The following is a 17,916-nucleotide window of genomic DNA, read 5'->3' on the forward strand; positions in this document are numbered from 1 at the left end:
CGATCACTCCGCCGTCTTCGGACCGCAGCACGACGAGGCCTGTGGCTTGACCTCCGGCTTTCGTGAGAGGCCGACGGGCGTGCAGCACGCGCTCTCGTCCTTTTTCAGCGCCGGAGAATCCCCCATGACGGCCGCGTCCGCCTTCACGACGAACACCTCCCAGGAGTTCCCGTCCGGATCCTCGACCCATACCTTGTCCTGCACCGCATAACAGCAGGACGTATCTTCCTCCGTCATCGTCGTGAGCCCCGCGGCCTCGAAGCGGGCTTTCGCCTCGAGGACGTCGTCCGTCGTCGCGACCTGGACCCCGAAATGACTGGCATTGACGCCCGTGCGAGGCGCCTCCTGCATCGTCAGGTTGAGCGAGGGAACCTCGAGGTCGAATTTCGCATATCCGGGGCGCCGCTTCGTCGCCGCGACGCCGAACGCCTTTTCGTAGAACGCGACGGATTGCTCGATGTTCGCGACGTTCAGGGACACGTGAGGCTTGAGGACGTTCATGCGGAGTCTCCTTTCTTCCAAAAAACTCGAACCAAGGCGCAAAAAAGGGGCTGCCTTTCAGCAGCAGCCGCCCTGTCCGCCTTTGCCACGCTTGCAGCAGTCCTCCCAGAGGTATTCGGTGAGGACGCGCAGCGCCGCGTAATCGGCCGCGTAGTAGTGGAACGTGCCTTCGAGGCGGGTCGTGAACAGGCCCGCCTCGACGAGCCGCTTCAGGTGGTGGCTCAGGGTCGACGGGGGCAGATCGACATGCGCCTGGATCTCCCCAGCAGACACCCCCTCGTCCCCCCCCTGCACGACGAAGCGCAGGATCTGAAGGCGAACGGGATGGCCGAGCGCGCTGAGCTGCTGGGCGTGACGATCCAGCTTCGAGGTCACGGGCCTACTTCTAACATCCTCGAAGTAGGCCCGCAAGGAGCTTCTTCCGGAAAAGTGGAAGTTGTCCCCTGACAACCGGCTCAGTCGATGCCGAGGATGGTCACGTCCGTGATCGGCGCGGACGAAGCGATCGTGCGGATCTTGCCTTTCTTCGTGGTCACGATCCAGCCCGAGCCGCCGGGGATGCGCATCTTCGTGCCCGGACGCATGCGGCGCGCCCCGCCCTTCGGCGGATAAAGGATCTCCACGGACCGATCCTCCGCGGCGATCTGCACGACGTACACGTACGCGAGCCGATCGAGCTCCCCCTCGATGGCCACCTTCGTGCCCGCCTCGACGTCGAACTCGTTCATGGCCTCGTCACGCATCTCGCTGAGGAGCGCGTAGCCCCACGCCAGGCGCCGGAACGGTCGCCCCGTCAGGCTCGGCGGCGGCTCGTCGATGAAGTCCACCGGCGCCACGGCCGCGGCCCTCACCGCCGCCTTCGCCCTCGCCTCGACCTTCGCCGTCGCGCTGCCCTTCGTCGCCCTCGCCGAGGCCTTCGCCGCCTTTCCCGCGCCCTTCACAGGCGCCTTTGCCGCGCTCTTCGTCGCCTTCTTTGCCGCGCCCTTGACCCCGCCCTGCGTCTTCCCCTTGGTCTTCATCGTGCCGCCCTTCGCGCTGCTCCTGGTCACCATCGCCGCCGCATTCTATGGCGGAGCGCCAAAAAACCCTAGCGCGACGAACATCCCTCCTGCGTGAGCGAGACCGCCCCGGGGCAAGGGGGTGGCAGGGCTGGTTCCGGCGTGCTCTTCTTGACGCTCGACACGAAAGGGGCTCGGCACGACGATTGCGTCGAGCACGTCCGCGCCATGGACCCGATGGAGCAAGCGCGCCACCGCATGGTGGACGAACAACTCGCACGCCGCGACATCCAGGATGCGCGGGTGCTCGATGCGATGCGTCGCGTCCCACGGCACGCCTTCGTGCCCGCCGGGCGCGAGCACGAGGCGTATCTCGACAGACCGCTGCCGATAGCCGCTCAGCAGACGATCTCGCAGCCGTACATCGTCGCGCTCACCGCGCAAGCTCTGCGGATCGGGCCGGACACGCGGGTCCTCGAGATCGGCGCGGGCTCGGGGTACGCGGCGGCGGTGCTCGCCGAGCTCGCGCGTGAGGTCGTCACCGTCGAGCGCCACCCGCTCCTCGCCGCCGAGGCCGCCGCGCGGCTCACATCGCTACGTTACGGAAACATCCGGGTGGTCACTGGAGATGGCACCCGCGGTTATCCCGAGCGCGCACCTTATGACGCCATCGCGGTGACGGCGAGCGGGCCGCGCGTGCCGAAGGCGCTTTTGGACCAGCTCGCGCCAGGCGGCCGCATGGTGATTCCGATCGGGCCGGACGAACACCAGCAAGAGCTCGTCCTCGTCACGCGGAGCCCGGAAGACGGTCGGTTCTCGGAGCATAGGCTCGGCGCGGTGCGGTTCGTCCCGCTCGTCGGCGAGGACGGCTGGGCCTGCGCGGACGGCGCTTGGGATTGATTCGATCCCGTACCATTTTGCCCTCCGCCCTGATACGATGAGCGCATGGCGCATCCGTACCGCACGAGGCCCACGGTGCCCCCTGACGGCTCGCCTGAGGATGGGCGGCTCTCCGGTCCGACGCTCGCGTTTGGTTTGTTCTGCGTCATCTCGGGCCTCGCGCTCGCGGGCTCGTCGCGCCCGGGCGCGCTCTTGCTCGCGGGCAGCGCCGGGACGATCGCGCTCGCGGCGCGCAAGGGTCCACGCGGAGGGGCGTACCCCCGTGACAAGGATTGAGCTCCAGCACGGAGGATTCCTTCTCTTCCACGACCCGTTTCTCACGCCGGACGAGGCCCGCGGCTCGTTCAGCGCGCTGCTTGCGGAGGTCCCGTTCCGGCAGGAGACGATCCGGCTCTTCGGCAAGTCGATCCTGCAGCCCCGCCTTTCGGCCTGGCACGGCGATCCGGGCGCGTCGTACACGTATTCGGGTCTGTCGCTCACGCCGAACCCCTGGACGCCCGCGCTCGCCTCGCTCCGCGCGCGGGTCGAGGCGGCGGCCGGCTGCACGTTCAACAGCGTGCTCGTGAACCATTACCGAGACGGCGACGATTCGATGGGCAAACACGCCGACGACGAGCCCGAGCTCGGCGAAAACCCGGTGATCGCGTCGCTGTCGCTCGGGGCGAAGAGGAGGTTCGTCCTGGAGCCGAAGAAGAAGGGCGGGGAGAAGGTGACGCTGGAGCTCGGCGAGGGGAATTTGCTGGTGATGGCCGGGACGACGCAGCACCATTACCGGCACGGGGTGCCGAAGCAGGCGGGGCGCGGGGCGCGGATGAACCTCACGTTTCGGCGGATCCTGCCCGCGAGGATCTGAAAGCGCTCCTCCTTCTCGGTTGGTCCGGGACGAACCAGTGGTTTGCCCGCGAACACGTAGGGTTCGTCCGCGGAGAGGGTTCGTCTTGACCGGCCAATGCTTCAGGGTGTAGGCTCACTCCCATGAAGTACCTACACCTCGCAAGCACGGTTCTCCTCGCGGTATCGGTCTCGTCGGCGGCTCTGGCGGATCCTTCTTCGAAGCCTCCCGGTCACGAGGCCGAGTCCATCAAGATCCCGTACACGTCGTACACGTCCGCTCGATCTCTCGCGATGTTCCCGCCAACGTCGCAGAAGCACCTGCGGGAAGCTCAGAGGCTCGAAAAGGAAGGGAAGATGCAGGAGGCGCTCGATGAGTACCAGACCGCCTACGACTATCAGCCCCTCTCGGACGTTCAAGCGGAGCTGGGGTTTGCACAGGCTCGAATGGGGCTCTTCTTGCCGGCAGCTCGGAACCTGGGCGAGGTCCTGATGTTCGCCCACGTGCAAGACAGGACCGTGCATACTGACGAGGAGGTGCGCGCCGCCTTTAGGGCCGTAAAGGCTCGGGTCGGGACGATTTTCCCGCGCGTCAACATCCCCGGCGCTCGCATCACCGTGGATGGCGAGCAAGTGAGGGATTGGCCCTACTCCGAGGTCATTTACGTCGAACCCGGAAAGCACCACATCAAAGCGATTGCGGACGATTACTATTTTTATGAAACGAGCGTGGAGGTCAAGGCGGGAGAGGAGAAGACACTCAGTATCGCGATGCAGCGGCGGATCCAAAGTCACTACGTCGCGTTCCCAGCGACCCCCATGAACGTATCGATCCACGCAAACATATCGACAGCGTCGAAGGCCGACCCGCCCACGTGGCCCAAGGGCCTCATGGTTGCGAGCGGCATTGGGATGGGGTTCGGTGTCGGTGCCGCTGGGATTGGTTTTGGTCTTGCCTCGAAAGGGGACGCATCCGCGAATACCTGGTATGCCGTAGGCGCTGTGGGATGCGGACTTGTGGGGCTCTCCCTGACGGGCTTAATCATCGGGCTCGCCAACCGGCCCGAGCCGCCTCCCCCGAACGTCATCATCACGCCGCAGTTCGCCAAGGGCGCGGGCGGCGTCCAGTTCACCGGCACGCTGCCCTGAGTGCTCGATGGGCGAGTCCCGGACGGGCATCTCGACGGCAAAGTCCTCGGCCCGGGACGACGCAGCACCATGATCGGCACGGGGTGCCGAAGCAGGCGGGGCGCGGGGCGAGGATGAATTTGACGTTTCGGCGGATTCTCGACTCACGCCATTGAAAAATCGGGCATGTCGAGGTCCTTGCTCGGCTCCATCCCGTAGGATCGGCCCACCTTGTAGGGCAAGAACGTGGGCCCCAAGAACGCATCCGACAGCGGCGCTTCCCAGCCTTCCGGGACCATGGCTTCGTAGGTCGCGCGCGCCAGGGCGAAGCCGTCCAGAAGTGCCTCGATGAAGTCCTCGCCCGTGCCATGACGAACAGGCTCGTCGAGGGGCGAACCAAGGACGAACGCGCATTTCCACGTTCCGTCGTCGGCTCGAAAGGGCTTGTAAACCGTGAGGCCGAGCTCTCGCGCGCGACCCGTCTCATCGGGGCAACCGAGGGTGCTGACGGCGAGAGGTTCGAGCCCCCCGGGATTCTCCTCGGGCGGGGGGATGCTGGGGGGCTGGTAGGCCGCAGGCTTCTCGGCGAATCGTGGCAGACCCGCGTGGACCATCCCTCGCCAGCTCGACCGTTCCTCCGTGGGATGTTCGATGTAGCTGCGGGCGACCGTGAGGCAACTCAGGAGCGCCTGGATGGCGTCGACGCCCCTCACGTGGATGTTCCTCTGGTTGGGCGGCGGGCTGAACTGGAATCCGCATTCCCAGTCGGCCTGGTCCGTCTTGCGTGGGGCAAAGACCGTGAGGGTGACGTCCTTCACGGCGCCGCTATCGCTGCGGTACTGGAGCACGCGTGTGGCGAGAACGGCCATGTTGTCCTCAATCCGCATAGGGAATCTTCCCGTACAGAAAAAGCGCCCCGAGCCCCAAGACGAGCTTCGCCATGATCTTCTTCGTTAACCGAAATACGTCGGGACGTCTGTTATCTCGAAACGGTGACAAACGTCTCATTTCTTGCTCCCCAGCTCCGCCGAGCCGCCCGGCGGTCGCTCGCCGGCCACCGCGGGCTCGCGGGAGCCTCCGGGCGGTCGACTCACGGTGCGTCTCCGCCGTTGGTTGCATTCCACTCCCTCTCCGCCTTCAAAGGCATCTCTTGGGTCATCTCCGCGAGTGCGCGCATGCTTTCTCCGAGCGAGTCCCGGACGGGCATCTCGACGGCAAAATCCTTGGCCTGGGACGACGCAGCACCATTTTGGGGATGATGCCGCCTCGCTCTCGAAGCGAGCACCTCGTCGGTTGGTCCTGTCTCGACCGGCCCGACGAAAGGCCTACGAAGGCCCACGGCGGATTTGGCTGGCTCCCTCTCAATCTGTAGCGCCCGTCGCCCCGAGCTTGGCAGCGAGTTCGCTCAACGTTGGTCCCGCGAGGGGCGCATAGTCTACGCCTCGAGGAAGGAGATCCGGGTACTCCCGATAGATCGGGTCCGTGAGCCTGTCCTGTATCTCCGAAAGTACATGCCCGACGCCGCGGCGCACGACCCTGTCTTCTTGTTTGCCGCAATTCGTATGCGCGATCTGAACCACTTCGCTTAGCAAGGCGATACAGGTCTCCATTCGGGCAATGATCTGCTTGGCCGTATCTCGGTCCATGCCTTTGGCTCCTGTCTGAGATCAAGAATCCCGAGGGCAACCTTGCCTTTCGAGACAATCATTTTTGCACTTCTGGAACTTCCATCCAAAGTCGGGTGTGGGCAGCGTGGTGTCGCTGCAATATTCGATGCATTCTTGCTTTACCTTCTTGCAGCGCTTCTTCTCGCGCTCCTCGTCGGTTGTATCCCGTGTAGACGTGGGAATCTCGCTCACGACGTGCACGGTGACGGCCACGGGGATGGTGACCCCGCCGGCGACAAGCACGATCGGGACCAGGTTCACGACGGCGCCGGCCACCACGGCCGCAGGGTGCCCCATGGGATCGCGTCCCTCCGGGGATACCCTCCCGCCGGAGATCGGCCCCGAGGGTCGCAGCGTCGCGATGACCCCGGGCAACGACATGCCATGGAGCGCATCCACCATGCACGAGATGATCTCCCGGTCGTTGATCAACGACTCCCGGATCTTGGCCTTGTCCACCTGACCGTCCGCCGTCACGTCGACATCGAACACGATGGCGTAGTGCGTATCCGTCAGGCGAGCGGCGCCATGCTCAGCGCAGTCCCTGAGCTGCGCGACGGTCGCCGCAGGGACCGACGGGCCGTCGGCCGAGGCGTGAAGGCTGGGCCGCGGGTTCCCCATGGGGCCGCTCCCACAGCCGACTTGCGTGAAGACGAGGCCCAGGCCGAGAGCGAGCGCCAAGGATGCCGCAAGCTTCGTTGTCATCAAGTCCCCCGTTTGACAGCATACGCGCCTTGCACCCATGCGACCAGAGCGGCGCGGGCTCCCGCGAGCCTCCCGTCGGTCACCTACCGACCTCCGAAGGTTGGCTTCATCTCAAATGGGGTCACCCACCGACCTCCTCCCGGCTCCCGCGAGCCTCTCGGCGGTCACCTCCCGACCTCCGAAGGTTGGCTTCATCTCAATGGGGGTCGCCTACCGACCGCTCCGCGGCTCGGCCGAGCCGTCCGGAGGTCGCACGACGACCGCCGCGGGCTCGCGGGAGCCTCCGGGCGGTCGACTCACGTTGCGTCCGTGCCAGCTCCGCCGCCGTGGGTTGCTTTCCACTCCCTCTCCCTCTTCGACGGCATCCCTCGGGTCATTTCCGCGAGCGCGCGCATGCTTTCTCCGAGCGAGTCCCGGACGGGCATCTCGACGGCAAAGTCCTCCGCCCCCGCCTCTGCGACGCGCCGCCATTTCTCATCGACCGGCTGCCCCACGTTCTCCGAAAGCTCGACCAGCGTGGGCAAGTAATATGGAATGGCCGATGCGTATCTCGGATCCTGATGGCTGAATGCCTCCTCGAAGGTCTCCAGGGCTTCCCGATGCCTTCCGAGCGCTTGCAAGTTGAGCGCCTTTGCGCTGCCGTTGGACCATCGATCCGTGACGTTCTCGAACCCCAATCGCGCCACGGCTTCGCAGGCTTGCAGCGCTTCCTCGTACCTGCCCGCTTCGTAGAGGATGAACTCGCGCTCCGACGCGACGCTTCGGGCCAGCCAACCATCGTGATCACGATGACGGTTTTCTTGCTCGAACGCATCCAGGCATGCGAGCGCTTCGTCGTATCGCTCGTCGTTCATGAATTTATTGATGTCGAGGCATTTGTATTCAAATGCCTCTTGCACCTCCAGCCGGTCGAAGCAGGTAGCACACACGCGGAGCATGCGTCCTGCATCCGCGTACGAATGTGTCGCCTCCCGCTTTCGGCAGGACCAGCAAAGCTGACAATTTTCGTGGGAAGATTGCATGACGCCTCACTCCGAATACTGCATGGGACTCAATTCGGGCGATACCCAGGACGCGGACACTTGTAGTCGGGCCACTCCCCCTTCTTCTTGCACTCCGAATAACAAAAATTGCAGTGCTTATGACTAGCAAAATCCTCCTGATTCCAGTCCGGTTGCGGCCGGTATGACAGGCACCTCTCAAGTTCGGTTGCACACATCTGCTCCACCGCACGCCGCCGACGGGCCGCCTCGATCGCCTCGCCCACCTCCTCGACCACCTCCTCCGCGACATGCGCCGTGACGGCCACGAGGATGGTCACCCCCCCGGCGATGAGCACGATCGGGATCAGGTTCACGGCGGCGCCGGCCGCCGCGGCCGCGGCCGCGGGGTGGCCCATGGGAGCCCGTCCCTCCGGGGAGACGCTGTCGCCGTAGACCGGCCCCGAGGAACGCAGGGAGGCGACGACCCCAGGCAACGACATGCCGTGGAGCGCATCCTCCATGCACGACACGATCTCCCGATCGCCGATCATCGACTCCCGGACCGTGGCCTTGTCGACCTGACCGTCCGCCGTCACGTCGACGTCGAACATAATGGCGTAGTGCGTGTCCCTCAGGCGAGCTGCGCCATGCTCGGCGCAGTCCTCGAGCTGTGCGACAGTCGCAGCAGGGACCGACGGGCCATCGTGCGAACCGTGAAAGCTGGGCCGCGGGTTTCCCATGGGGCTGCTCCCACAGCCGAGCGGCGTGAAGACAAAGCCCAAGCCGAGGGCGAGCCCCAAGGATGCCGTAAGCCCCGTTGCCGTCGAGCTCATGTTTGGCAGTGTACAGACTTGTCACCAGCCCACAAGAGGGGCGTGGGCTCGCCACGTGGGGTCGCTTTCTTGCCCCGTTTACCATCCGCCCGTCCTCATGGTAGCGTCCCGCCCATGAGCCCTCCCCAAAAGAAGAAACCCCCGGTCGACCACGACGCCGCCAAGGCCGCATTCGAAAAACTCCTCCCACGCTTCGAACAGATCCCCAGAGACAGCCTCCAATCACCGAATACCAGCGTCGACGCCGCGGCCATCGTCGCGCTCGGCATTGCCCGCGAGCTCACCGCGCCGGAGGCGCGCGCCCGATTCGAGCTCCTGCCCAAGGAGCTCTTCGACATCGCCGCCTTGGACGACCTCGAAGCCGCTGCCCTCGCGGCCTGGTATGCGGCCACCTCGCTCCTCTCCGCCCATGCCCAGGGCACCGAGGCCAAGCTCCCCGTCGCGCTCGTGGACGACGCCACCACGCTCAAGACGCGTATGCTCAAGGTCGGCGATTACCATTTCGACCCTGCCACGCCCACCGGCCGCGAGATCGCCGATATTCGCGTCGGCACGGGATACCGCGACCTCGCCCAGGACCTCGCCCGGCTCGCCAGGATCTACCGCGCCGAAAAGAAGCAGCTCGAAAACGACAAGGTCCACTACACCGCCGACGACGCCGCGCGCGCGGACGAGCTGTCCCACCGGATCCTGGAGGAGCTTTCGGCCTCCCGCAGCACGGAGCAAGCGCTCTGGGCCGAGCGGGTCCAGCGCGCCTTTGCGCTGCTCCTCGGCCTTTATGGAGAGGTGACGACCACGGCCGCGTGGATCCGACGGAAGGAAGGCGGCGCGGCGCCGTATCCGTCGCTCGTCACGGCCGGGCGTGCGGCCCGAAAGGCGAGGAGCGAGGGCGCAGCCGAGGAGCCGCCGCCGGGCGGTGGCGACCCCACGAACGGCTGACGCATTCGCCGAAGAGCAACCCGGCCCCGAAACATCCATCTCGCATCGCTCAGGCGCACATCCCGCCCGACGGATTCGGCGTGGTTGACGAGTGCGACTCCGGGCTCACAGGTCTTCATGCCCGGAAAAGTCATAGACGTAGACATCGCCGTCGATCCTGATCTGGTTGAACGGAGACAACTCGCTGATATCCACGTTCTTCCGGCGCATGCGGCCCATATGGTCCTCGAAGTTCTTCCTGGCTACGGGACAGGGATCATACAGGATGACCATCCCTCGCGACTTGTCGATGACGCGATACATTTCCTCGGCAGTAGCGGCCGTAATGGGGGCCCCCATCACAGTGATGTATTTCACGCTGTCATTGAACACTAGAAAGCGCGGCCGGTCATAGTCCTCGATGGGCAGCAGCCGCGGGATGTTCTCGCCCCGGGCGGGGCCATTGGAAATTGTCTTGTTGAACCAGTTGATGTTGTAAGCCTCGTCGAAGCCCGTCACGAGGCCACTCGTAACAATGCGCCCCTCTCCCCAGACGTCCAGGACGTCGATCCACCTGGGGACACACGTGCTCTTGTTGTACAGGTCCAGCCCGGGTTTGCAGGTCAGGGTATGATCCTGACGGCAATGGCCCCATCTGCACGTGACGGGACCTGCCTCCAAGCACGGCCCTTGTCCGAGGCTACCACAGGAGCGCTCGGAGACGAAATCCACTCCGGTCATCTTTTCGTACCAGCAGAACCCATGGCCGCCGGACGCGCCGAGATCTCCGCCGCATTGACGTGAGAACCCAAGAGGTGGCGCCTCGCTCAGCATCGCGGGGTCGTACGTCTTGTTGTCCCAGGTGAGCTTCTTCCATGGTTGATTTTGAGTATGCTTGAGCCCCACGACGGTCCACCGAGGCAGGAGCTTTTGGAGATTGCTCCAGTCGGAGAAGTCCTTCCCGGTCGACTCGTACCAGTAGTACCCCTGACCTGCCGGCGCCTCCAGATCGCCGCCGAACTCCCTGGTGAACCCTGCAGGCGCCTCGCGGTCCCTGTACGGATTTTTGCCGAACACAGTGACTGCGCTGGGATTCATGTGCGCCGAGTGCGTGAGTCCGAAGACGACACCCGGAGGCAGTTTGAAACCGCTAGGCTGGTCGCTCGGCCTGTCCCTGAAAGAATACCAGGAATATCCTTCTCCCGAGCGCGCACCTCGATCGCCCCCAAAGAGGGACGACACGTTCTCTTTGGGTCCGCCGAAAATATTCACTTGCGTTACCGAATGCCGCAGCGCGAAGACGATCGAAGGAGTGTAATCCTCCGGCCGCGCCGCAAGGCAATAGCCAGATACGAGCAGCACGCTCAGCGGAAGGAGCGTCAACAGGAGTCGCGACGAGCGGGAAACAGACGAGCACCATCTCATGGCCCACCTCCAACCTGGCGCGGGCCGCTGTCGAGCGCACAACGACAGGGCAGAGACCCTGCGCCGATGGAAGCGTCATTCGAACCAGCGCACACGTCAACTGCCAGCGGCGGCTCCCCTCGGGGAAGTATCGAAAAAGCAATCGCAGCGCCTGGACAGGCCTGCAACCGCGCAAAGCAGCTCCGGCGCGCTTCGAGCGATCGGTCTTGGCCCCCTGTGCGGCGGCGGTGGCGAGCCCGGCTTTCCATATTCACCTCCTGCATGGGTGACATCGCTCACGCCAATACATTCCGCGTTTGACAGTCGTGCGCCCACCCCTTAGCTTCGCGTTGCTTTCATCCTTCGCAAGGAGCGAATTCACCATGAAGCAGGGTCTTTGGCTCGCGCTCGGCCTCGGCGCGGCGCTCGCGGTCGTGGCTTGCGGCGACGATACGAACAATAACAACAATTCGACGTCTTCCTCTTCGTCGGGCTCGGGCGGCAGCGGCGGCGCCGGCGGCAGCGGCGGCGCCGGCGGCGGCTCGGAGATCGAGGTGCAGACGCACATCTCGCCCGATGGATTCGGCGTCGATTCGCACCTCATCGTGGGCCCGACCGAGGTCGTCCTCGTCGATGGTCAGTTCTTCACCGCGGAGGCAGAGAAGGTCGTCGAGCTCGTCAAGGGCACGAACAAGAAGCTCAAGGCCGTCTTCCTCACGCACGCCCACCCCGACCATTACCTCGGGATGGAGGTCATTCGCTCCGCGTTCCCGGACGCGAAGTTCGTGACGACGGCCGCGGTCCTCGCCGATTACGACGCGAAAAAGGACGGCACGCTCGCGTTCGCCCAGCAGAACTTCCCCGGCCAGGTGCCCGACAAGGTCGTGACGTTCACCGCGCTCGCGGAGACCACGATCACCGTCGACGGGCATACGCTCGACGTCGTCGAGATCGGCGACGCGGGCGAGAGCGTGGAAGCCGCGGGGCTCGCGCTGAACGAGCAGAAGGCCTTTTTCGCGGGCGATCTCATCTACAACAAGGAGCACCTCTGGCTCGCCGAGTGCAACTTCGACGGCTGGATCAAGAACCTCGACGCCCTCGCCACGAAGGGCTTCACGACGTTCTATCCGGGCCACGGCGAGAAGGCCACGGCCACGGTGATCGACGAGGACAAGAAGTACCTGAACGACGCAAAGCCCATCCTCGAAGCCGCGGCGACCGCCGACGAGGCCGTGGCGCAGCTCGAGGCGGCTTACCCCACCTGGGGCGGCGAGGGCCTGCTCTCGTTCGGCATCACGAATTACTTCATGGCCTGCAAGATGCCCTGAAGCGATCAAGGATCTAGAGGCGCGGCGCATCTCTCGGTATGCTGCCTGCGTGCGCCGCGCTCTTGCCTTCCCCCTTCCCCTCGCCGCCCTGCTCCTCGCCGCCTGCAGCGACCCCGCGGAGCTGCCCGTGCCGCCGGAAACCGGCGTCGTCGCGCTCTACGGCAAGGCCGCCGAGACCGCCCTCTCGCCCTATCCGTCCGATCGATACACGACGGCCGACACGGCCGCGGCCACGGGCCGGCGCGTGCACATCGGGCCCGAGACAGCGGCCGATCCGCTGATCACGAGCTACCAGGGCACGATCGATCTGCTGAACGAAATGGACGGCTTCTCCACGATGGGCGGCGTCGTGGTGAATTTCAGCGGCCCCATCGACGCGCGTTCGCTCGTGCTCGCGCCGTACGCGGAGCCGCCGCTCGTCGGGCCCATCCTCGACGCGGAAGAATACAAAAAACCCGGCGCGCCGCTCTACCTCGTCGACGTGGACCCGGACTCGCCCGAGCACGGAACACCCGTGGGGCTGATTCCCCGCTGGTTCCCGCAGCCCGACGACGGGTTTTACCCGGACGATTTCACCTTGGTCGCAGAGCCCGCCGTGCCGCTCCGGCCCGGGACGCGGTACCTGTTCGTCGCGACGAACGTGCTTCGCGGGGACGACGGCGCCCCCGTGCGGCGATCGCCGGACATGCAGGCACTTCTCGAAGGCGGCGCCGAGGGCGAATACGGCGACGAGGTGCGCAAGGCGATCGCCGACGTCGAGCCGAGCGGCATTTTCCGCGCCGACGACATCGTGCTCGCCACGGCCTTCACCACGGCCACGGTGCGCGCTGGAATCGAGGCGATGGGCGTCGCCGCGCGAAAAGCGCCGCCGCCCGCGCTGCTCACGCCGTTCGAGGTCGAGACGCCGGCCGAGCCGGGTGGGCGCGTGCGATTCCGCGGCGTGTACGAGGCGCCCGAGTACCGCGGCGAGACGGGGAAATGGTCGTTCGAGGGAGGGACGCCGGTCGCCAACAAAAAGGTCGGGCTCGACGTGTTCCTGGCGTTCTCGAAGGCCGAGGTGAGCGGGAAAAGGCCGGTGGTGATTTACGGGCACGGGCTCGGCGGCGACAAGGACGGCACGTGGGGCACGGCCCAGAGGCTCGCGGCGATTCACCCGAACGGCGCGGCCGTCTTCGGGATCGACGCGCCCGAGCACGGCTCGCGCGCGAAAAAGCCGGACCAGAATGCCCTGCTCGCCGCGTTCGGATTCTTCGGCGTCGACAGCGCGACGGGCGACTTCGACATCGGCAAGGCGCGAGACAACTTCCGGCAAATGGCCTCGGATCAGCTCGAGCTCGTGCGGCTCATCGATACGCTCGGATCCCTCGACCTCTTGCCCGCAGGCGCCCCGGACGGCGAGCCCGACCTCGATACCTCGCGTATCCTCTACATCGGCCATTCGTTCGGGTCCGTGCAGGGGCCGACGATCCTCGCGCTCGCGCCCGAGATCCGGCAAGCCGTCTGGAACGTGGGCGGCGACGGACTCATGATGCTGCTCCGCGACTCCGGCACGTTCGGCCTGCTCGTCGACGCGATGCGTCCACCCAAGACGCCGGACGGCGCGCTCGCCCGGTTCTTCGCCGTGACGCAGGCGATCGTAGACCCGGGCGATCCGATCAACTACGCTCGGTTCGCGTCGGGCGAACGTCTGCCCGGCGCACCCGAATCAAAGCCGCGCGACGTGCTCTTGCAGGTGGTCATGAACGACACCATCGTCCCGAACTCGACCAGCGAAGCGCTCGCACGCGCGTCGGGCATGACGCTCATGAATGCCATCCGCCCGGTGAGCGGAATCGAAGCCGCGGAGGGGCCGCTTTCGGGCAACGGCGAAACGGGCTCGACGCTGGTGATGTCGCAGTTCGACCGGATCGAGGGGACGAAGCTCGCCGTGCACGGCGAGCTCATCTTCTCGCCGGAGGGACAGGCGCAGTACGTGGAGTTTTTCCAGACGGGGCTCGCCGAGCCGTACGCGACGGCGAAACCGCCCTATTGAACACGAATTGCAGGGCCGAGGAGAGTTCGAGGAATGTCGCATTTCGACGGTCTGCCGGGCAAGCCGCTGCGCGAGCGGGGCATCTTTTGCAACCGGACCATGAACATGCGGTCGATCAAGGCGATCGGCTACGACATGGACTACACGCTCATCCATTACCAGGTGAGCGAGTGGGAGCGCCTGGCGTACGAGCACCTCCGGACGCGATTGCTCGCGCGCGGCTATCCGGTCGAGGATCTGCGCTTCGACCCGGAGCTCGTGATCCGCGGGCTCATCATCGACACCGAGCTCGGCAACCTGCTCAAGGTGAACCGCTTCGGGTACGTAAAACGTGCGATGCACGGGACGTCGATGCTCGATTTCGAGCCGATGCGCGCGGCATACGCGCGGACGATCATCGACCTCGCCGAGCCACGGTTCGTCTTTCTGAACACGCTCTTCTCGCTCTCCGAGGCGTGCATGTACGCGCAGCTCGTCGACCTCGCGGACGCCGGAAGGATGCCGGGGACGGGCTACGAGCAGCTGTACCGGCTCGTGAAGAGCGGCCTCGACGAGGCGCACATGGAGGGCCGCCTGAAGGCCGAGATCATCGCGGATCCGGATCGATTCGTTGTGCTCGACCCGGAGGCGCCGCTCGCGCTGCTCGACCAGCAGCGGGCGGGCAAGAAGCTTTTGCTCATCACGAACTCGGAGTGGGGATACACGGACGCGATGATGCGTTATGCATTCGAGCGTTTCCTGCCGAACGGAATGCGGTGGCGTGATCTCTTCGACGTGGTGATCGTGCAGGCGCGGAAGCCCGATTTCTTCATGCAGAAATCGCCGCTCTTCGAGGTCGTGAGCGAGGACGGGCTGCTCCGGCCCTGGATCGGGCCGCTCAAAGAGGGCGGATCGTACCTCGGCGGTGACGCGACGCAGGTGGAGCGTTCTCTCGGGATCTCGGGCGACGAGATCCTTTACGTGGGCGACCACATCTGGGGCGACGTCCGGGTGTCGAAGAGCGTCCTGCGCTGGCGAACGGCGCTCATCCTGTGGGAGCTCGAAGAAGAGGTGCGGGCGGCGTACGCGTCGCGCGTGGACGAGGCGCGGCTCGGCGCCCTGATGGAGGAAAAAGAGGCGCTCGAACTCGCCTCCTGCCAGCTCCGGCTCCTTGCACAGCGGCACAAGGAAGGGTATGGTTTGCCCGAGGACGCGCCGTCGTGCGACGAGGTCCTCGCGCGGCTTGGCGCCATCAAAGTAGCGCTGGCCGGGCTCGACGATCGAATCGCCCCACTCGCCAAGGCCGCCGCTGAAGTGTCAAACCCGCGCTGGGGCCTGCTCCTGCGCACGGGCAACGACAAGAGCCACCTGGCGCGGCAGATCGAGCGTTCGGCGGATATCTACACGTCGCGCGTGTCGAATTTCCTACGCTACACCCCGTATTCGTACTTCCGTTCCCGCCGCGGAAGCCTGCCGCACGATCCCTCCGGAGAAGCGCCGAGCCCGAATCCAGGGCCTTGACCGGTTCGTCCCTTGGCGGGACAGTGTCCGGGACATGACCCAGAAAAACGACTCCCCGAGCGAGCTCGCGAGCGAGCTCGCCCGAGCCAAACAACGCATCGCGGAGCTCGAAGCCCAGCTCGCGGCCGAGGAAGCGGAGCGCGCGAAGCAATCCCCCTGGATTTACGACGCGCTGTCGAGCGCGGGGATCGGCGTGTGGACCTGGGACATCCCGCGCGACGTCATCACGTGGACCGACACCGTCCTCGCGATCTACGGCCTGACGCGCGAGACGTTCGGGAGCAACATGACCGATTTCATGGCGCGCGTGCATCCGGACGACCAGCATGTCGTCCAGGCGGCCGTGGCGCGCGTGTTCACGGAGAGGGAGCCTTCGTATCGCGTCGAGCACCGCGTCGTCCGTCCCGACGGGGAGCTGCGCTGGGTGCGGGGCACCGGGTACGCCTATCACGACGCGAACGGCAAGCCCTACCGCCTCGCAGGCGTGACCGAGGACATCACGGAACGGATCCGCGAGCAGGACGAGCGCTGTGCGATGCAGCAGCAGGTTATCGACGCGCAACGCGAGTCACTACGTCAGCTCGGGGCGCCGATCATCCCGCTCACGAGAAACGCGCTCGCCATGCCGCTCGTCGGGACGCTGACGGCCGAACGGGCGACGCTCGTCACCGAGACCTTGCTCCAGGCCGTGACGGAGCGCGCCGCGGAGCACGTGATTCTCGACGTGACGGGCGTGCCGTCGGTCGACAACGAGGTCGCTGACGGGCTATTGCGCGTGGCCCAAGCCGTGCGGCTGCTCGGCGCGGAGGTGGCGCTCACGGGCATGCAGCCGGCCGTGGCGCAGGCGCTCGTGGAGCTCGGCGTGGACATGAGCACGTTCGTGACGAAGGCGGATTTGCAATCGGGAATCCGCTGGGCGTCGAAGCGCGCGCAGCGCTAGCGTTTTTCGAGGCCGCGCGCGCTTCGGGTTTTACTTGGCCACCTCGGTCTTGCAGCCGAGGGCGATCTGCACCTTCGCGCCGAAATCCTTGCGGACGGCGTCGCAGGTAGTCGGGCAAAACGAGATCTTCGAGGGGACGACGGGATTGTCGTAATACCAGCCGAGGCCGTTCGTGCAATCCTTGTCCTGGAGGATCGTCTCCGGCTCGCCGCCGCTCGACGGCGTGAAGAGCACGTTCACGAAGCCAGGATCGACTTCGCCGCCGGAGACCTTCGTCGGAATCTCGTAATCGCAAGGTAGCGCCTTTCCGCGGGCCTTCGCGAGCGCATTCTGGAACTCGACCTGGACGTTCACGCTGCCGACGAGGATGGCCGAATCGGTGCCGCCCGCGGCCGCGATCAGGTTCGCCGTGTCCTGCGGGACGCCCTGGAGGCCAATCACGAACGTGCGGACCTTGAATTGCGAGAGGCCCGTCGCCGCGAGGTTCGCGATGACCTGCGGGTCCTCCGGATTGACGCCGCTGCACACGGGCGCGGGCCCGACGGGCGCGCCGTCCGTGACGAGGAGCACGGCGCAACCCGTGCCCGGCTTTTGCTGCAATGCGTCGGCGCAGGCGAGGATGGCGCCGCCGAGCGCGGGGTAGATCGGGGTCTTGAAGCCGTTCGGGTCCTCGGCGGCGATGGCCTGAATGATCGGCTCGGCGTTCGCCGGCAGCTCGCCGAAGGGCACGACGGGCGGCTTGTAGAGCATCTGATCACATGTGGACTCGGCCGGCAGGGGGAAAAAATTGAGCGCGACCGAGGTGCCGGCCGACGTCGGATCGTTGACGAACGCCGCGAGCCCCGCCTCGCCGCTGTTCCACTTCGTTCCCACCATCGAGCTCGACTTGTCGAACGCGATGTAGAGCGAGAGCGGCACGGACTTTCCTTGTTCGGTGATGAGGCCGCATCCGGGATCCACGACGCCGCTCGAGCTACTGCTGCCGTTGCCCCCGACGAAGATATCCCCGCCCGAGCCCATGCCGCCCATGCCACCCGCGCCGCCAGCGTTGCCAGCGCCGGCGCCGCTGGGATTGCTCCCAGGAGGCAGGTTCGAGTCGGGCGCACAGGCTACGCCGAGGGCGCATGCCGATAGAAGAAGCAAAGCGGCGTGGATACGGTTCATGCCTCGATGGTGCACGATCGGGGGGAGAGGCGTCAACCTGGCCGGGCGTCGCCCGCGCTCGCATTCCGACACGCCCGGACGACC

18 protein-coding genes are annotated in these 17,916 nt (G+C 65.8%); 9 read left to right on the forward strand and 9 right to left on the reverse strand.

Annotation, left to right across the window (positions count from 1 at the left end; all coding sequences use genetic code 11):
- Positions 1-3: 3 nt before the first annotated feature.
- The 3 genes from KEG57_RS25090 to KEG57_RS25100 all read right to left on the reverse strand — a co-directional run bounded on the left by KEG57_RS25090 (position 4) and on the right by KEG57_RS25100 (position 1,553).
- Positions 4-501 (reverse strand): ArsI/CadI family heavy metal resistance metalloenzyme, encoded by a 498-nt coding sequence (locus KEG57_RS25090; protein ID WP_272425540.1) that lies wholly within the window; start codon positions 499-501, stop codon positions 4-6.
- Between the two features lie 57 nt (positions 502-558).
- Positions 559-876 (reverse strand): ArsR/SmtB family transcription factor, encoded by a 318-nt coding sequence (locus KEG57_RS25095; protein ID WP_272425541.1) that lies wholly within the window; start codon positions 874-876, stop codon positions 559-561.
- 80 nt (positions 877-956) lie between these two features.
- A complete protein-coding gene (locus KEG57_RS25100; RefSeq protein WP_272425542.1) occupies positions 957-1,553 on the reverse strand; it encodes a DUF4384 domain-containing protein in 597 nt (198 codons plus the stop codon).
- Positions 1,554-1,613: 60 nt separating this feature from the next.
- Here KEG57_RS25100 and KEG57_RS25105 point away from each other — a divergent pair, with 60 nt between their 5' ends.
- The 4 genes from KEG57_RS25105 to KEG57_RS25120 all read left to right on the forward strand — a co-directional run bounded on the left by KEG57_RS25105 (position 1,614) and on the right by KEG57_RS25120 (position 4,379).
- Positions 1,614-2,399: a protein-L-isoaspartate(D-aspartate) O-methyltransferase gene (locus tag KEG57_RS25105; RefSeq protein WP_272425543.1), complete on the forward strand. Its 786-nt coding sequence runs from the start codon at positions 1,614-1,616 to the stop codon at positions 2,397-2,399.
- 45 nt (positions 2,400-2,444) lie between these two features.
- The gene (locus KEG57_RS25110; protein WP_272425544.1) at positions 2,445-2,675 is read left to right on the forward strand and encodes a hypothetical protein; all 231 of its coding nucleotides are present in this window, start codon (positions 2,445-2,447) and stop codon (positions 2,673-2,675) included.
- Positions 2,662-3,252 (forward strand): alpha-ketoglutarate-dependent dioxygenase AlkB family protein, encoded by a 591-nt coding sequence (locus tag KEG57_RS25115; RefSeq protein WP_272425545.1) that lies wholly within the window; start codon positions 2,662-2,664, stop codon positions 3,250-3,252. Before KEG57_RS25110 ends, KEG57_RS25115 begins: the two co-directional genes overlap by 14 nt.
- A gap of 122 nt (positions 3,253-3,374) precedes the next feature.
- On the forward strand, positions 3,375-4,379 hold the full coding sequence (locus KEG57_RS25120; protein ID WP_272425546.1) for a peptidase associated/transthyretin-like domain-containing protein: 1,005 nt from the start codon (positions 3,375-3,377) through the stop codon (positions 4,377-4,379).
- 143 nt (positions 4,380-4,522) lie between these two features.
- Here the strand turns inward: KEG57_RS25120 and KEG57_RS25125 are convergent, their stop codons facing one another.
- The 4 genes from KEG57_RS25125 to KEG57_RS25140 all read right to left on the reverse strand — a co-directional run bounded on the left by KEG57_RS25125 (position 4,523) and on the right by KEG57_RS25140 (position 8,453).
- Positions 4,523-5,227: a DUF6968 family protein gene (locus KEG57_RS25125; RefSeq protein ID WP_272425547.1), complete on the reverse strand. Its 705-nt coding sequence runs from the start codon at positions 5,225-5,227 to the stop codon at positions 4,523-4,525.
- Between the two features lie 798 nt (positions 5,228-6,025).
- Positions 6,026-6,730: a hypothetical protein gene (locus KEG57_RS25130; RefSeq protein WP_272425548.1), complete on the reverse strand. Its 705-nt coding sequence runs from the start codon at positions 6,728-6,730 to the stop codon at positions 6,026-6,028.
- Between the two features lie 296 nt (positions 6,731-7,026).
- Complete coding sequence (locus tag KEG57_RS25135) at positions 7,027-7,584, reverse strand: hypothetical protein (RefSeq protein ID WP_272458846.1); 558 nt, start codon at positions 7,582-7,584, stop codon at positions 7,027-7,029.
- A gap of 197 nt (positions 7,585-7,781) precedes the next feature.
- Positions 7,782-8,453 carry a hypothetical protein gene (locus KEG57_RS25140; protein ID WP_272425550.1) on the reverse strand — a complete coding sequence of 224 codons (672 nt, stop codon included), beginning with the start codon at positions 8,451-8,453 and terminating at the stop codon, positions 7,782-7,784.
- A gap of 207 nt (positions 8,454-8,660) precedes the next feature.
- On the opposite strand from KEG57_RS25140, the gene KEG57_RS25145 reads away from it, so the two are divergent.
- Complete coding sequence (locus KEG57_RS25145; protein ID WP_272425551.1) at positions 8,661-9,485, forward strand: hypothetical protein; 825 nt, start codon at positions 8,661-8,663, stop codon at positions 9,483-9,485.
- 105 nt (positions 9,486-9,590) lie between these two features.
- On the opposite strand, the gene KEG57_RS25150 is transcribed toward KEG57_RS25145, so the two are convergent.
- Entirely contained in the window at positions 9,591-10,826 is a 1,236-nt protein-coding gene (locus KEG57_RS25150; RefSeq protein ID WP_272425552.1) for a hypothetical protein, read from the reverse strand.
- 425 nt (positions 10,827-11,251) lie between these two features.
- Here KEG57_RS25150 and KEG57_RS25155 point away from each other — a divergent pair, with 425 nt between their 5' ends.
- From KEG57_RS25155 to KEG57_RS25170, 4 genes are read left to right on the forward strand one after another with little or no spacing between them, the layout of a single operon-like run.
- On the forward strand, positions 11,252-12,196 hold the full coding sequence (locus tag KEG57_RS25155; protein ID WP_272425553.1) for an MBL fold metallo-hydrolase: 945 nt from the start codon (positions 11,252-11,254) through the stop codon (positions 12,194-12,196).
- A gap of 49 nt (positions 12,197-12,245) precedes the next feature.
- A complete protein-coding gene (locus KEG57_RS25160) occupies positions 12,246-14,228 on the forward strand; it encodes an alpha/beta hydrolase family protein (RefSeq protein WP_272425554.1) in 1,983 nt (660 codons plus the stop codon).
- A 33-nt stretch (positions 14,229-14,261) separates the two neighbouring features.
- Positions 14,262-15,728, forward strand: coding sequence for an HAD-IG family 5'-nucleotidase (locus KEG57_RS25165; protein WP_272425555.1), 1,467 nt, complete (start codon positions 14,262-14,264; stop codon positions 15,726-15,728).
- Between the two features lie 34 nt (positions 15,729-15,762).
- Complete coding sequence (locus tag KEG57_RS25170; protein WP_272425556.1) at positions 15,763-16,668, forward strand: PAS domain-containing protein; 906 nt, start codon at positions 15,763-15,765, stop codon at positions 16,666-16,668.
- 30 nt (positions 16,669-16,698) lie between these two features.
- On the opposite strand, the gene KEG57_RS25175 is transcribed toward KEG57_RS25170, so the two are convergent.
- Positions 16,699-17,832 (reverse strand): vWA domain-containing protein, encoded by a 1,134-nt coding sequence (locus tag KEG57_RS25175; RefSeq protein WP_272425557.1) that lies wholly within the window; start codon positions 17,830-17,832, stop codon positions 16,699-16,701.
- Between the last annotated feature and the right edge of the window lie 84 nt (positions 17,833-17,916).

The sequence above is a fragment of the Polyangium jinanense genome (assembly GCF_028435365.1).